Here is a 15,144-nt window from a genome sequence, read left to right as displayed (position 1 = left end):
CCCCCGCACCGGCCGCGCCCGCCACGCCAGCCCGGCCGCACCCCCCACCGGGCGGCGCCCCCGGGGCGGCCGGCAGCCGCCCCGCGCCCCCGTCCGCGGCCGCACACGCCGTCCGCCGACCGTCGCCAACGGCCGGGCCGTTAAGGGCACCCGCCCCCGCGGCGCACCCCCCCCACCCTGCAGCCCCGCAACTGCCCCGGCCGCTGCCCTCGGCCGTCGTCCCGGCCGCTCCCGCCCCGTCCCGGCACGCCCCGCGGCGGGTCGGGCCGCACCCCGTGGCGCGGCCCACCCCACCGCGGGGCGTGGCCAACGCCGCGCCCGAGCCGCTCCGCTTCGCGGCGCTGGGCGACTCCCTCACCGAGGGACTCGGCGACCCGCTCCCCGACGGCGGTCACCGCGGCTGGGCCGCGCTGCTGGCCGACGGCCTGCCCGCCCCGGGGCGCGGCGTCCACGTGGTCAACCTGGCGCGCAGCGGGGCCAGGACCCGCGACGCCGCCGGCGAACAACTCGCCGCCGCCCGCGCGTTCCGCCCGCACGTGGCGGCGCTCGTCATCGGCGTCAACGACACCCTGCGCTCCGCCTTCGACATCGGGCACGCCGCCCGCGCCCTGGACAGCGCGATCGGCGCCCTGTCCGCCGACGGCGCCGTGGTCCTCACCGCGTGTCTCCCCGACCCCGGCCGGATGCTGCGCCTGCCGCACGCCCTCGGCGTGCCACTCGCCCGCCGGATGGCTGCGCTCAACGAGGTGGTGCACGCGCTGAGTCAGCGCCACGGCACGGTGCACGCGCACCTCGCCGGCCATCCGATGGTCGCCGATCCGGCGGCCTGGAGCGTCGACCGGCTGCACCCCAGCGAACTCGGACACCGGCTGCTGGCCCGGCAGTTCCACGCCCTGCTGACCGCCCACGGACGCGCCGCCGGGCCGCCGCCCTCGCCGCTCCCGGAACGGCCCCCGCCGGGCCGCGCGGCCGGCACCTGGTGGATGGCCACCCGCGGCACCCGCTGGGTGGTGGCCCGCTCCGTCGACCTGATCCCGGGCCTGGTGCGACTGGCATGCGTCGAGGCGAGGCACCGGCTCGCCGGCACCGAACACACCCTCGACCGCGCGGCCCGCGCGGCCACCGCCGCCGCGCTCCGCACCACCGGATGCCGGCCGGCGCACCCGGCCGAGGCGTCGACGTCCGCCGCCGCGGCACCGCCCGCGCGCGCCCCGGCCGCTGGCTGATCTGGCCCGCGTCGTCGCCGGGTTGTCAGTGGCACCGCCTAGTCTGTGGCACGTGACCGAGACCCTCCCGCCATCCGCCGGCGGGTCCCTGACGGCCCCGCGCCCGGCGCCGGGGCCCGCCGCCGACGAGGGGCTGGCCCGCCGGCTCCGCGCGCTGGCCTGCACCGCGCCACTGCACGACCTGGACGCCCGCAAGGCCAACCTCGCCGGCGAGTACAGCACGTACGCGATGGCGGAGGTGGCGCTCGCCGCCATCGATCTGGTCACCCTGAGCATGGACTTCGACACCGGCGCCGACCACGAGCGGATCGTCGCGCGGCTGGTGCCGCGCGTCGCCGCCCAGGCGCCGCGGCGGCCCGCCGCCGAGCACGAGCGGGTCGCCCGCTGGGTGCTGGACAGCCTGATCAACGTCGGCAGCGTCGACCGCGGCTTCCGCGCCGTGTACGGCACCTTCGCCCCCGACGGCGGATACGTGCGCCGGGACTACGACTTCAAGCTCGTCGAGGAGGTCCCGGGACCCGACGGCGAGGTGTACCTGCGCACCACCGACGAGGCGGTCAACGTCCTGGTCGGCGCGCTGGACACGGACGTCACCAGCGCCCAGATCGCGGCCGAGGTCAAGCTGGAGGTGCTGATCAGCCGCGGCCGGCTCGCCGACGCGCAGCTCGCCGCCGAGCAGGCCAGGTACCGCACCGTGCAGTACGCCGAGGCGCTGCGCCGCGCCCTGGAGACCACCCGACGGGACGTCCGCGCCGTCGACTGGCTGCAGGCCGTCCCCGACCTGATCACCGAGGCGCTCGACCACATCGCCGACCGGTACCGCCACGAGAACGCCATCCTGACCAACATCCGCCGCGCCCGCGACGAGGCCGCGGACCCCGGCCACCGGATGCGCGCCGCCGAGCTGGTGGACATCGTCAAGGACTGCATCCGCCGGCACACCCAGCTCCAGTCGCGCCTTCTGCAGGCCGGGCCGATGTTCCGCGCCGAGCAGGACCGGCAGGCGTTCCGGCCGCCCGCCGCCCGGGCCGGCACCGACCTGTACGGCCAGCTGCTCGCGCCGCTGCTGGACCTGCCCGTGGGCTCGGCCACCCGGGTCACCGACGCCTTCTTCGCCCGTGGCACGGCCCCGCGACCGCCCGGCGCCGTGCGCCTGGCCGATTTGGCGGAGCTGCTGCTCACCCCGCCGGCGCCGCGCGAGCATCTCGGCGCCGAGCTGCCGGATCCCGACCTGGTCGCCACCCCGGACGACAGCCGCTTCAGCGAGGAGCAGCTGGCCGCCGCCACCGAGCTGCTCACCCTGCCGTCCGACGCGCCCCGCCGCCTCTCCGGACTGCTCGCCGACGCCCGCCGCGCCGACCCCGACCTGCCCCATCTGGTCGCCCTGCTGGCCGTCCACGCGGCCAGTCCGCCGGTCGGCACGGCCTACCGCCAGGGCGAGCCGCGACTGCTCTTCGCGGTGGACGACGGCACCGCGCTCGACGACCCGGAGTTCGGCGGCGCCGACCTGGTCGTGGGCACCGCCCTGCTCGACGCGGCCGGCATGGCCGCAGGCCGCTCGGATCGTGCGGACCGTTCGGAGGGCGTCGGATGACCGGCCCCGTCCCCCAGCAGACCCGCGCCGAGGACGGGTTCGCCGCGGAGCCGGGGCCCGGCGGCGGCCGGCCGGCGCCCGCCCTCACACCGGCGGACGCCGCCGACGCCGCCCGCCTGGTCTCCCTCGGCCTGCAGCCCCGGCTCCAGCCCGCCCGCGACGTCGAGTACGCGACGCTGCTGCGGCGCCACCAGGAGGACCCCGGCTTCGCCCGGCTCGCGGACGCCGTCGCCACCGGCCTCGGCCTCGTCGTGCTCGAGGTCTCCACCCGGGCCGGCATGGTGCTGGCCGCCGCCGAGGACTCGGTGTTCGCCGTCCGCATGGGCGACTACGCCCGCCGCGCCGCGGCCGACCCCACGGACCGCTTCCTGCACGGCCTGGCCCATCTGGCCGTGGCCGCCCTCGCCTTCCCCCGCCCGGCCGACCTCGCCGACGACGGATACATCGGCCGCATCACGGTGAACGGCGTCGAGGCGTTCGTCCGCCAGGCGTGCCTCCGGCTCCAGGAGCGGTCCGCCGAGCGCGGGGAGAACACCGACCCCACCACCGACGCCCCCGGCCTGGAGGCCGCCTGGCGGGTGTTCGCGCGGCGCAGCGCCACCGGCGCCACCAAGGACGCCCGCCGCCTCGCCGGCTCGACCACCGGCATCGTCGGGAAGGCCGTCGCCTTTCTCACCGAGTGCGGCTTCCTGCAGCGCACCGGCGACGAGTCCGGCGGGGCCTACCGCACCACCGCCCGCTACCAGCTCCAGGTCCGCGACATGGCCGCCGGCGCCGCCATGACGGAGCTGCTCGAGCTCGGCATCGTCCCGGTCAGCGACGGCGGCGGCACGCTGCTGCCGGCCGCGGACACCGACGAGCTCGACCTCGTCGAGGGCGCCGGCCTGCCCTTCCACAGCTGACCCGCCCGCACGACCACGAGAGCCCTGTCGCCATGTACGAGCTGTCCCGGATCCGCCTCTACTCCATCGGCCCCGCCGGTGCCCGCTACGCGGACACCGTGCTGGACCTGCGAGGGGTCGGCGACCCGGTGCCCAGCCCCGCCCCGGCCCAGGCCGACTTCTTCGAGGACGAGCCCACCGGGCCGCCCCGCCGTCCGGCCCCCGCCGCCGTCCTCTTCCTGGAGAACGGCGGCGGCAAGTCGGTGCTGCTCAAGCTCATCTTCTCGGTGATGCTCCCCGGCCACCGGAACACCCTGGGCGGCGCCAGTTCCGGAGTGCTGCGCAAGTTCCTGCTGGCCGACGACTGCGGGCACGTCGCCCTGGAGTGGCAGCACACCCGCACCGGCGAGACGGTCGTCGTCGGCAAGGTGAGCGAGTGGCGCGGCCGTCAGGTCTCCGGCGACCCACGCCGGTTCACCGAGGCGTGGTACTCCTTCCGGCCGGGGCCGGGACTGGCCCTCGACTCGTTGCCCGTCGCCGAGTCCACGGCCCTGCGCCCCCGGGGCGACGGCGCCTCGGGGGCCCGCGGCCGGCGGCGCACCATGAAGGGCTTCCGCGACGTCCTCACGGAGACCGGCAAGGCGTACCCCAACCTGGACGTCGCCTGGGAGGAGGTGCACGAGCGCTGGATCGAGCACCTCGGGCGGCTCGGCCTCGACCCCGAGCTCTTCCGGTACCAGCGCGAGATGAACGCCGACGAGGGCGAGGCCGCCGGCCTGTTCGCGGTGAAGAACGACGCGGACTTCACCGACCTGCTGCTGCGCGCCGTCACCGACACCCGGGACACCGACGGGCTGGCCGACCTGCTGCACGGCTTCGCGCACAAGCTCGGCCGCCGCGCCGAGCTCACCGCGGAACGCGACTTCACCGCGGGCTCGCTCGACCTGCTGGCCCGGGTCACCCAGGCGGCCGCCGAGCGCGAGACCGCCCGCGGCGGACACCGGGAGGCCGAGCAGCGCGCCCGCGGCCTGGCGCGCCGGCTGACCGCCCGCGGCGAGGCGGAGCGCGAGCGCGCCGCCGCCCTCGCGGAGCGTGTGTCCGCCGCCGGCCGGGCGGTCGCCGAGGCGGACCGCTCGGTCGGCCGCGCCGCCCGGGTCGCCGCCGAGCTCGCCTACCGGCACGCCTCGTTGGCCCTCGCCGCCGCCGAGAAGTCCGCCACCGCGCAGCGCCGCGAGCTCGGCGACGCCCGCACCCTGCACGCCGCCTGGCAGGCGGCCGAGACCGTGCTGCAGCACCGCGCCGCGGCCGACCGCGCCGCCCGGGTCGCCGCCGCCATTCGGGACGCCGAGCGGGACGCCGCACCCGCACTCGCCGCCCGCGCCCGCGCCGCCGCCGCCCTGGTCCGGGCGCTGCTGGCCGCCGCCGAGGACGGGGAGCGGACGGCGGCCGGACACGAGGAGCGCTCCGCCGGACTGCAGGCCGCCGGCGAGGACGCGCACGGCGAGGCCACCACCGCGGCCACCGAGGCGCAGCGCGCCCGCAGCGAGGCGGAGCACCTGCGGCAGCGGCTGTCCGAGGTCGAACAGGAGACCGCCCAGGCGGTCCAGGCCGGATGGCTCAGGGACGAGGGTGCGCACGCCGACCCGGCGCGCGCCGCGCTGGCGGCCAGCGACGCCGAGCAGGCCGCCACCGCCGCCCTGGAGACCGCCGCGGAGGCCGCCCGGCAGACGGCGGACCGGGCCAGGGCGGCGACCGCCGACCACGCGCAGGCGGAGCTGGCCGCCGCCCGCGCCGCGGACGCCGCCGAGGCCGCCAGGGTGGCCTGGACCGGCGAGCACGCCACGGCCGCCGCCCTCGCCGCCGAGGAACGCCTCGCCGCGCTCCTCGGGTTGCCGCCCGCGGCCTCCCCGTCCGCGCTCCCGCCGCCCGCGCCGGACGGCGACGTCGACCAGGACGGCCGCCCGGGCCTCACCGCCGAGGACGTGGACCGCGAGGCGGAGACCCTCGCCCGCCTGCTGGAGGAGGGCGTCGCCGACGCCGAGCGCCAGCTTTTCGATCTGCGCACCGCCGCCGCCGACGACGCCCGCATCCTCGCCGCGCTCGGCGACGGCGGCCTGCTGCCGCCGGCCCCCGACGTGCTCGCCACCGTCGAGTTCCTCGGCGAGCACGGCATCCCCGCCCTGCCGGGGTGGCGCTACCTCGCCCAGGCCGTGCCCGCCGCCGACCACGCCACGGTGCTCGCCGCCCGCCCCGAACTGGTCGACGGCGTGGTGATCACCGACCCCGACAGCCACGCCCGAGCCCGGGACGTGCTCTCCGGCGCCGCCCTGCTGCCCCGCTCCGCCGTGGCCGTGGGCACCGCCGCCGCCCTGCTCGCCCCCACTCCGCCGCCCGGCACCGGGGACAGCGGCGTCTTCCTGGTGCCGCCGAACCCGGCCATGCACGACGAACGCGCCGCGGACGCCGAGCGCCACGCGCTGCGCGAGCGCACCGCCGACCGGGACGAGCGGATCCGGCGGCTCGCCGGCCGGATCGCCACCGACCGGCGGCTCGCCGCCCGGCTGGCCTCCTGGCGCGCCGGCTGCCCCGTCGGCCGCCTCGCTGAGCTCGCCGCCGCGGCCGAGCGCACGGCCGGCGAGGCAGCCGCCGCCCGGACGCGTCTGGCCGCCACCTCCGCAGCCCGCGCCGAGGCCGAACAGACCGCCGCCGAGACGGCGCGCGCCCGCGACGAGCGGCAGGAGGCCGCCCAGCGGGCCAGTCGCGGCGCCGACGCGCTGGCCGGCCTCGCCTTCCGGCTCAGGGAGCGGACCCGCTGGCGGACCCGGCTCACCGAGCTCGGGGAGGAGACCGCGGAGGCCGAGGAGCGGGCCGCCGCGTGCCTCGCCCGGGCCCGGGCCGCCGATGAGGACCGTCGTGCCGCCCAGCGCACCGCCGACGACGCCCGCCGCACCGCCCGCGCGCTGCGCGCCGAGCGCGCCGAGATCTCCGGCGTCCCCGACGAGGAGGCGTCCGGCGGGGCGCCCTCCGACGGTCCGTCCGCCGACACCGCGCCCGCCGCCGGCGCGCGCGCCTCCCTGCCCGCGCTCCGCGAGTCCTACCGCTCGGCCACCCAGCTCTACGAGAAGGTCGGCGTCGGCGCCGACCTGCGCGCCGAACAGGCCCGGGCCGAAGGCGACGAGAGCGCCGCCCGCGCCGCGCTCGACCGGCTCAGCGCGAAGGTGCGCACCCGCGCCGCCCGACTGCTGGACGGCCCCGAGGGCGCCGACGGGCCGTCCCGGCAGGCCGCCGCGGCCCGCGCCGAGTCGTTGGTGCAGCTGCTGGAGTCCCGGTCCGCCGCCGCCAGCGAGCAGCTCGGCCGGCTGCGCGGCGAGGCCGAGCGGCTGGCACCCGCCGAGGGCGAGGCGCATATCGAGCTGCCCGAGGACCACACCCCGGGCGACGCCGGCAGGGCACGGGAGCTGCTGCGCGCCGCCACCACCGAGCGGTCGGCCCGCGAGGCGGAGCTCGAGTCCGCCCGCGCCGCGCACGAGGACCTGCTCCGCGACCACGGACTGGCCCAGGACGCGGCCGGCGGCTTCGAGGAGGCCGCGGCGCTCCTGCGCGACCTGCTGCGCGAGCCGCAGCGGACCGGCCAGGACCAGGATCCCGGCGGCGACGGCCCCGAGGGCGCGGACAGCGGGGAGCGCCCGGCCGACACGTATCCGGGCGGCCTCGCCGAGGCCCGGCAGGACGCCACGGAGCACCGCCGCGCCCTGCGCGACCGCGCCGCGGTCCTGTCCTCCGCCGAGGCCGCCGTGCGCGAGGCCGCCGACCGCCTGGTGCGGCACGCCAACGCCACCCGCTTCGAGCAGGTACGCACGCCGGCCCGCCAGCAGATCCGCGAGCTGCCCGCCGCCTCCCTGCCCGACCACGCCGCCGCCTGGTCGGAGGCGTTCGCCCCCCGACTGCGGGTGCTCACCGACGAGCTGGCGCAGCTGGAGCGCAACCGCGAGGGCATCGTGGACCGGCTGCGCGGCCTCGTCGAGTCCTCGCTCGACACCCTGCGGGCCGCCCAGCGCCTGTCCCGGCTGCCGGAAGGGCTCGGCGAGTGGTCAGGCCAGGAGTTCCTGCGGATCCGCTTCGACGACCCCGACCAGGCCACCCTCACCGAGCGGCTCGGCGAGGTCGTCGACGACACCACCAGGGCCGCCGTCCAGAAGAACTCCGACCTGCGCCGCGACGGCATGTCGCTGCTGCTCCGCGGCGTGCATGCCGCCCTGCGCCCGCGCGGCGTCAGCGTGGAGATCCTCAAGCCCGACGCCGTGCTGCGCGCCGAACGGGTGCCGGTCGGGCAGATGGGGGACGTCTTCTCCGGCGGCCAGCTGCTCACCGCCGCCATCGCCCTGTACTGCACCATGGCCGCGCTGCGCGGGAACGACCGGGGCCGCGAGCGCCACCGGCACGCCGGCACCCTCTTCCTGGACAACCCGATCGGCCGCGCCAACGCCACCTATCTGCTGGAGCTCCAGCGCGCCGTGGCGGACGCCCTCGGCGTGCAGCTCCTCTACACCACGGGCCTGTTCGACACGACCGCCCTCGCCGAGTTCCCGCTGGTCATCCGGCTGCGGAACGACGCGGACCTGCGCGCCGGCCTGAAGTACATCAGCGTCGAGGAGCATCTGCGCCCGGGGCTGCCGCGCCCCGACGACCCGGACGCCGAGCCGGCACACGGCGAGATCACCGCGACCCGCGTCTTCCGCCAACCCGCCCCCGAGGGCGCGTCCTGACGAGGGCCTGGCCGGGGCCTGACGGCGGTCTGACGGGGGAGCGGCCCGGTCAGTCGCGGCCCAACGGCCGCCGCCGGGCCACGCTGCTGGGCACCGACACCACCCCGTGCCGCTGTCGCCACTGCTGCCGGGTGATCCAGATGTCCAGCACCGCCCACGTCGCCACCACCGTGCTGGCCACCGTCGACAGCGACATCCAGAACGCGAGCCAGGACCCGGCCAGGGTGCACAGCAGCACCACCACCAGCTGACTCAGGGTCAGCGCGAGGATGATGACGGCCCGTACCGCCGCGGCACGCACGGGATCCGGCATCCGGGGTCTCGCATACACTCCGCCGTCGCTCCCCCCACCGCTGAGATAAGCGGAAATGTCCTTTGCCCCTCCATGGTAGAACGACCCTTGCATGCCGGGCGCCGAGCAGCGAGGATGAGCCGCCCCGAGGTGAATCCGGCCGGCCGCCCGGGGCATTCCTGCCCCGCCGGACCTGCCGCGCGATGGACTCCCGGGACCCGTTACCAGTAGTAGGCTCGCGCTGTTGGACGGTGGGTCAGACCACCGCGCGGTGGGATCATAGGGGAGGGCATGCGCTTTCGCGGCAAGTCGATCCGGCGGAGGATAGGGGCGCTGGTGCTGGTGCCCCTGCTGTCGCTCGTGTCGGTCTGGGCGTACGCGACGGCCATCACCGTCGGCGACGCGCGACGACAGCTCGCCGCCTCGTCCGCCAGCGACGCTCTGCGGCCGGTCACCCTGGAGCTGCTCCAGGCGATCCAGCGCGAGCGCAGACAGACCCTCGTCTACCTCGGAGACACCCGCCGCACCGGCCTCGAGGCCATCCAACAGGCCACCGACGAGGCCGTGACGGACGTCGAGTACGCCGAGTCGGACGTCCGCGACGACCTCAGCGGGTCCGCCGAGGAGGCCCTCGGAAACCTGACGACCGCCCTGGACGACCTGGACCGGCTGCGCCTGCAGGTGCATGACAGCACCATCTCGCTCACCGGAGCGTTGGACGCGTACAACGCGATCGCCGCGCCCGGACTCCGGCTCGCCGCCGCGTTGGAGCCCGTCGCGGACGTGTCGATCGACCGGTACGGCCGGGCCATCGTCGGGATGGCCCAGGCGCGCGAGTACCTCTCCCAGGAGGACGCGATGATGGCCGGCGCGCTCTCCGCGGGCCGGATCACCCAGTCCGAACTGCGGTCCCTCACCGAGCGGATCGTGGAGCGGGAGCAGGCGTACGACCTCTACCTGCCGAACCTTCCGCTGGAGGACCGGCAGGACTACGCGAGCATGTGGGACAGCGGTTCCGGCCGGCTCCTGCGGAGCACCGAGCAGAGCCTGCAGGCGGGCGACCCCCGGACGGTGACCGCCGAGCAGTGGAAGCAGGCCACCTCGGACGCGCTGGAGGAACTGCACCAGCTGGGCGTGCGGGCGGAGGAGGGCTACCAGGAACAGGTGGGCCCGGAGAACTCGGCGCTCGTGCGGCGTGCCGTCCTGGTGGGCGGCGTCGGGTTCCTCGCGGTGCTGCTCTCCGTGTTCGTCGCGCTCCGCCTCGGCCGACGCCACCTGCGTGAGCTGCGCACCGTGGCGAGGGAGGCCGAGGACGCCGCCGAGGTTCGGCTGCCCGGGGTGATGCGGCGGCTGGAGGCCGGGGAGCGGGTCGACGTGGAGACCGAGGCGCCGTGGCTCGAGTACGGCCAGGACGACCTGGGCCGCGTCGGCCAGTCGCTCAACACCCTGCAACGGGCCGCGGTCTCGGCCGCCGTGGAGCGGTCGAGCACCCGACGCGGCATCTCCGAGGTGTTCGTCAACCTGGCCCGCCGCAACCAGGTGCTGCTGCACCGTCAGCTCAACCTGGTGGAGACCGTCGAACGCGGCGTCCAGGACTCCGGACAGCGCACCGACCTGGTCCGGCTGGGCCACCTGACCTCCCGCATGCGACGGCACGCGGACGGGCTCATGGTGCTCTCCGGCGCCGTCCCGCCCCGCCAGTGGAGCCGGCCCGAGCAGCTGATGGACGTGGTCAGGGCCGCCGCGGACGAGGTCGAGGAGTGCGAGCGCATCGAGCTGCGCCGGCTGCCCACGCTGGCGGTCGCCGGCGGCGCCGTCGCCGACCTCACCCACCTCGTCGCCGAGCTCATGGAGAACGCGACGATCTTCTCGCCGCCGCACACCGCGGTGCAGGTGTCGGGCGAACGGGTGCCGCACGGCTTCATCCTGGAGATCCACGACCGGGGCCTGGGCATGACGGCCGAGGCGCTCAAGGAGACCAACCAGCGGCTCGCCGAGCCGACCGACTTCGAGCTGACCGACACCGACCGGCTCGGCCTGTTCGTCGTCTCCCGGTTGGCCGAACGACACGGCGTGCGGGTGTCCTTGAGGGACTCCCCGTACGGCGGGACCACCGCGATCACGCTGATCCCCGGCGAACTGCTCAGCGAGACCGACGAGACCGAGCACGACGTGCTGCCGGGGCGCCAGTCCCCGCTGCCCGCCGAGCTCGACCTCCCGGTCGACGGCGGTCCGGTGGAGCTGGAGTCCTCCCCCCTCGGGCCGGATCCGGCACTGCCGTCGGGCGGCGGCCCGTTGGCCGCCGTCGAACACGCGGCGCCACCCGACCCCGAACCGCCGCCGCGGATACCCCGCCGGCCGCACCCACCGGTGCTGGTCAGCGACCACGGGCGGACGGTCGGCCAGCCGCCCGACAGCTCACCCGACACGGCGCCGGGCGGGCCGGTGCAGCACCAGCGGCCGGCCGAGGGTGAGGGCGGCACCGACACCACCAGCGCCGGCCTCCCCCGACGAGTACGGCGCGCCGGCCGGATGCCGGGGAACGGCCCGGGCACGGCCGGCACCGGAGCGGAGCCCGAGGGCGCGACGAGCGCCGGCGGCCATCCCGCCGCCGGTGCCACCGCGGACCTGGACGCCGAGGCCATACGCACCCGCATGGCGGCCCTGCAACGGGGTTGGCGACGCGGGCGGCAGCAGACAGACGTCCGGCAGGGGGAGACCCCGCCAGGACCACGACCATAGACAGACACAGAGGCGTACCGATGACCGCACCGGAGGCCGCGGCCCACGGCGGCACACCATCCCATCACGAGCATCAACGAGAGCAGCGGCAACAGGAGAGCGGCCAGCTCGACTGGCTTCTGGACGAGCTGGTCCAGCGCGTTCCCAGCGTGCACCACGCCCTCGTCCTCTCCAGCGACGGTCTCGCCCGCGGCGCCTCACGCACCCTCGGCCGGGAGGACAGCGAGCAACTCGCCGCCGTGGCCTCCGGGCTGCACAGCCTCGCCCGGGGCGTGGGCCGACACTTCGACACCGGGGGAGTGCGGCAGACCCTGGTCGAGCTCGACGACGCCTTCCTGATGGTGGCCTCGGCCGGCTCGGGCAGCGCGCTGGCCGTCTTCACGGACGCCGAGGCCGACATCGGCCAGGTCGCGTACGAGATGACCCTCCTGGTCAAACGGGTCGGCCCGCACCTGGCCACCGCCCAACGCGGCCCGCGCCCCGACGCCGGCGGCTGACCCGCCGGCGCGGTTCTTCTTCGTGCCGCTGCGCGGATGTCCCGAACGGGTGACAAGGCCGCGGACGGTGAACCGGCGTCCGGCGTCCGGCGTCGGTGACCAGTGACAGCGGCGGCCCGGGACCCACGGGGGTGGCTCCGGAGCCGCCGCTGTCGTGCGTTCCGCCGCCCGCCAGTTCGGTTCTGGCCACCGGGAAGTCGAAGGAGCGTTCGGGAAACGGCTCGGGTTCGTAGGAGAAGTGCCACCACTCCGTGGGTAGCGGCACGAAGCCCTCCGCCACCAGCGCCGCCCGCAGCGTCTCCCGCGCCGCCCGCTGCTCCGCGCCCACCGCCGTCGACCCCGGATGCGAACGCGGGTCGAAGAAGTCGAACGGCGTGCCCATGTCCACCGCGCCGCCCCCGGCGCGGACCAGCGTGACGTCGACGGTGCTGCCCCGGCTGTGGCCCGACCGCTCGGCCAGGTAGCCGCGCTCGAACAACTCGGCCTTCGGCACCCGCGGGTGGTACGCGGCGCGGGTGTCGTCCCGTTCCGGCTCCGTGGCCCAGCGCAGGAAGTGCCGCACCGCCCGCCGCGGCCGGTAGCAGTCGTAGACGCGCAGGCCCAGGCCGCGCGCGGCGAGCGCCCGTTCGGCCCGGCCCAGCGCCAGGGCCGCGTCCCGGGTCAGCAGGCACACCGGCTCCCGGTAGCCGTCGACCACCTCGCCCACGAAGTTGTCGCGGCCGGCGTACCGCATGTCCTCCGCGACGCCCGGGGCGACGTCGCGCAGCGCGACGAACTCAGGCGGCGCCCCGCCCCCGGCCCGGGCGACGACCGGCGCGCCGGACCCGGTGAGGACGCAGCCCAGCCACGCCGTCACCGCGACGAAGGCGGCGATCCGGGGCCCTCGCCGTGAGGGCCGTGGGAGAGCGGTGTGGGCACGGCGTACACGACGGCCAGATCGGGCAAATCCCCTCATAGGATCACTCCTACCAGCGTCGGCCCGGCCCGGCCACGGGAGAGCCCGGCCCGCCCTGGCGCACCCCGTGCGGAGCTGGCATCGTCCTGCCCACCTCGTCCGCGTCCCGGAGCCGCCATGACCTCAGCACGCCCCACCCCGCCGCCCACCCCCGAACCCCTGTGGCGGCCGGCCCCCGACCGCGTCGCGGCCGCCCGGCTGACCCGCTTCCACGAGTTCGCCGCGGCCGTCCACGGTGCCCCCGAACCGCTGCCCGACGACCCGGAGGCCAGCTACGCCGCGCTGCACCGCTGGTCGGTCACCGAACTCGGCACCTTCTGGGAGGCGGTCGCCGACTTCTTCGGCGTCGACTTCGCGGCCCCCCACCGGGTCGCGCTCGCCGACCGGGTCATGCCGGGCGCCCGCTGGTTCGACGGCGCCCGACTCAACTACGCCGAGCACGCGCTACGTCCGGGGCTGGACCCGGACAACGCCGCCCGCCCGGCGTTGCTGCGGGTGGACGAGCGGCATCGCCCCGAGCCCGTCAGCTGGGCCGAACTGCGCCGACAGACCGGCGCCCTGGCGTCCACGCTGCGCCGCCTGGGCGTGCGCCCCGGCGACCGGGTGGCCGGCTACCTGCCCAACATCCCGGAGGCCGTGGTCGCGCTGCTCGCCACCGCCGCGGTGGGTGGTGTGTGGACCTCCTGCGCTCCCGACTTCGGCGCGCGCGCCGTGCTGGACCGCTTCCAGCAGGTCGAGCCCGCCGTGCTGATCGCCGTCGACGGCTACCGCTACGGAGGCCGCGAGCACGACCGCACGGGCACCGTCGCCGAGCTGCGCGCGGGACTGCCCACGCTCCGCGCCGTCGTGCACGTGCCGCGGCTCGGCGCCCCGGCCCCCGTGGGCGCCCTGGAATGGTCCGCGGCGACCGAGTCGACCGGCGACGATGCCGAACCGGAGTTCGAGCCGCTGCCCTTCGACCACCCGCTGTGGGTCCTGTACTCCTCGGGCACCACCGGGCTGCCCAAGGCCATCGTGCAGTCCCAGGGCGGGATCCTGCTGGAGCACCTCAAACAGCTCGGCCTGCACTGCGATCTCGGCTCGGACGACCGGCTGTTCTGGTACACCTCCACCGGCTGGATGATGTGGAACTTCCTCGTCTCGGGTCTCCTCGTCGGCTCCTGCGTGGTGCTCTACGACGGCGCCCCCGGCTACCCGGACACCGCCGCCCAGTGGCGGGTCGCCGAGGCCACCCGGGCCACCCTCTACGGCACCTCGGCCGCCTACGTGATGGCCTGCGCCAAGGCCGGCGTGCGGCCGGGCCGCGACCTGGACCTCTCCGCGACCCGCTGCGTCGGCACCACCGGATCCCCGCTGCCGCCCGACGGCTTCCGCTGGTTGCACGACGAGGTCTCCGCAGACCTGTGGATCGCCTCGGTGAGCGGCGGCACGGACGTGTGCAGCTGCTTCGCCGGCGCCGTGCCGACCCTCCCGGTGTACGTCGGCGAGCTGCAGGCGCCCTGCCTCGGCACCGACCTGCGCTCCTTCGGCGCCGACGGCACCCCGCTGACCGACGAGGTCGGCGAACTGGTCGTCACCACGCCGATGCCCTCGATGCCCCTGCGGTTCTGGAACGACCCGGACGGCGACCGGTACCGCGAGAGCTACTTCGAGACGTACCCCGGCGTCTGGCGGCACGGCGACTGGACGACCCTGACCTCCCGGAACACGGTCGTCATCCACGGACGCTCGGACGCCACGCTGAACCGGCAGGGCGTGCGGATGGGTTCGGCGGACATCTACGAGGCCGTGGAACGGCTTCCGGAGATCCGCGAGTCGCTGGTGATCGGCCTCGAGCGGGACGGAGGCGAGTACTGGATGCCGCTGTTCGTCCACCTCGCCGAGGGCGCGACGCTGGACGACGCGCTGCGCGACCGGATCCGGCGGGTCATCAGGGAACGGCTGTCACCCCGCCACGTCCCCGACGAGGTCATCGAGGTCCCCGGGGTGCCGCACACCCTCACCGGCAAGCGCCTGGAGGTGCCGGTCAAGCGGCTGCTGCAGGGCGCAGCGATGGACACCGCGGTGAACCAGGGCTCCGTGGACGACCCGGAGGTGCTCGCGTTCTACGCCCGGCTGGCCCGCGAGCGGCGACTGTCAGTGGCGACGGATACGGTGAGTGACGAGTCGAATCCGAACCGTTGAGGGGGAG

General features: G+C 76.4%; 9 protein-coding genes. 7 read left to right on the top strand and 2 right to left on the bottom strand.

The window, feature by feature from the left end:
- The first annotated feature begins 302 nt into the window (after positions 1–302).
- The 4 genes from ABGB06_RS36735 to ABGB06_RS36720 are packed head-to-tail and all read left to right on the top strand — an operon-like array spanning position 303 to position 8,467.
- Entirely contained in the window at positions 303–1,226 is a 924-nt protein-coding gene (locus ABGB06_RS36735) for an SGNH/GDSL hydrolase family protein (protein ID WP_347599072.1), read from the top strand.
- A gap of 52 nt (positions 1,227–1,278) precedes the next feature.
- On the top strand, positions 1,279–2,820 hold the full coding sequence (locus ABGB06_RS36730) for a hypothetical protein (protein WP_347599069.1): 1,542 nt from the start codon (positions 1,279–1,281) through the stop codon (positions 2,818–2,820).
- Positions 2,817–3,722: a hypothetical protein gene (locus tag ABGB06_RS36725; RefSeq protein ID WP_347599066.1), complete on the top strand. Its 906-nt coding sequence runs from the start codon at positions 2,817–2,819 to the stop codon at positions 3,720–3,722. Before ABGB06_RS36730 ends, ABGB06_RS36725 begins: the two co-directional genes overlap by 4 nt.
- 32 nt (positions 3,723–3,754) lie before the next feature.
- The gene (locus ABGB06_RS36720) at positions 3,755–8,467 is read left to right on the top strand and encodes a hypothetical protein (protein WP_347599063.1); all 4,713 of its coding nucleotides are present in this window, start codon (positions 3,755–3,757) and stop codon (positions 8,465–8,467) included.
- A 49-nt stretch (positions 8,468–8,516) separates the two neighbouring features.
- Here ABGB06_RS36720 and ABGB06_RS36715 read toward each other — a convergent pair whose 3' ends face one another.
- A complete protein-coding gene (locus ABGB06_RS36715) occupies positions 8,517–8,780 on the bottom strand; it encodes a hypothetical protein (RefSeq protein ID WP_347599060.1) in 264 nt (87 codons plus the stop codon).
- Between the two features lie 270 nt (positions 8,781–9,050).
- Between ABGB06_RS36715 and ABGB06_RS36710 the strand changes: the two genes are divergently transcribed.
- Positions 9,051–11,501, top strand: coding sequence for a nitrate- and nitrite sensing domain-containing protein (locus ABGB06_RS36710; protein WP_347599057.1), 2,451 nt, complete (start codon positions 9,051–9,053; stop codon positions 11,499–11,501).
- 20 nt (positions 11,502–11,521) lie between these two features.
- Positions 11,522–11,998: a roadblock/LC7 domain-containing protein gene (locus ABGB06_RS36705; RefSeq protein WP_347599054.1), complete on the top strand. Its 477-nt coding sequence runs from the start codon at positions 11,522–11,524 to the stop codon at positions 11,996–11,998.
- Here the strand turns inward: ABGB06_RS36705 and ABGB06_RS36700 are convergent.
- Positions 11,934–12,854: a M15 family metallopeptidase gene (locus tag ABGB06_RS36700; RefSeq protein WP_347599051.1), complete on the bottom strand. Its 921-nt coding sequence runs from the start codon at positions 12,852–12,854 to the stop codon at positions 11,934–11,936. The genes ABGB06_RS36705 and ABGB06_RS36700 overlap by 65 nt on opposite strands.
- Before the next feature lie 216 nt (positions 12,855–13,070).
- Here ABGB06_RS36700 and ABGB06_RS36695 point away from each other — a divergent pair, with 216 nt between their 5' ends.
- Positions 13,071–15,137, top strand: coding sequence for an acetoacetate--CoA ligase (locus tag ABGB06_RS36695; RefSeq protein WP_347599048.1), 2,067 nt, complete (start codon positions 13,071–13,073; stop codon positions 15,135–15,137).
- Positions 15,138–15,144 lie beyond the last annotated feature (7 nt).

Origin of the sequence: Streptomyces sp. B6B3 (assembly GCF_039871525.1) — a bacterium.
Taxonomy (GTDB): domain Bacteria; phylum Actinomycetota; class Actinomycetes; order Streptomycetales; family Streptomycetaceae; genus Streptomyces.
This window is presented reverse-complemented; position numbering and strand designations above follow the sequence as displayed.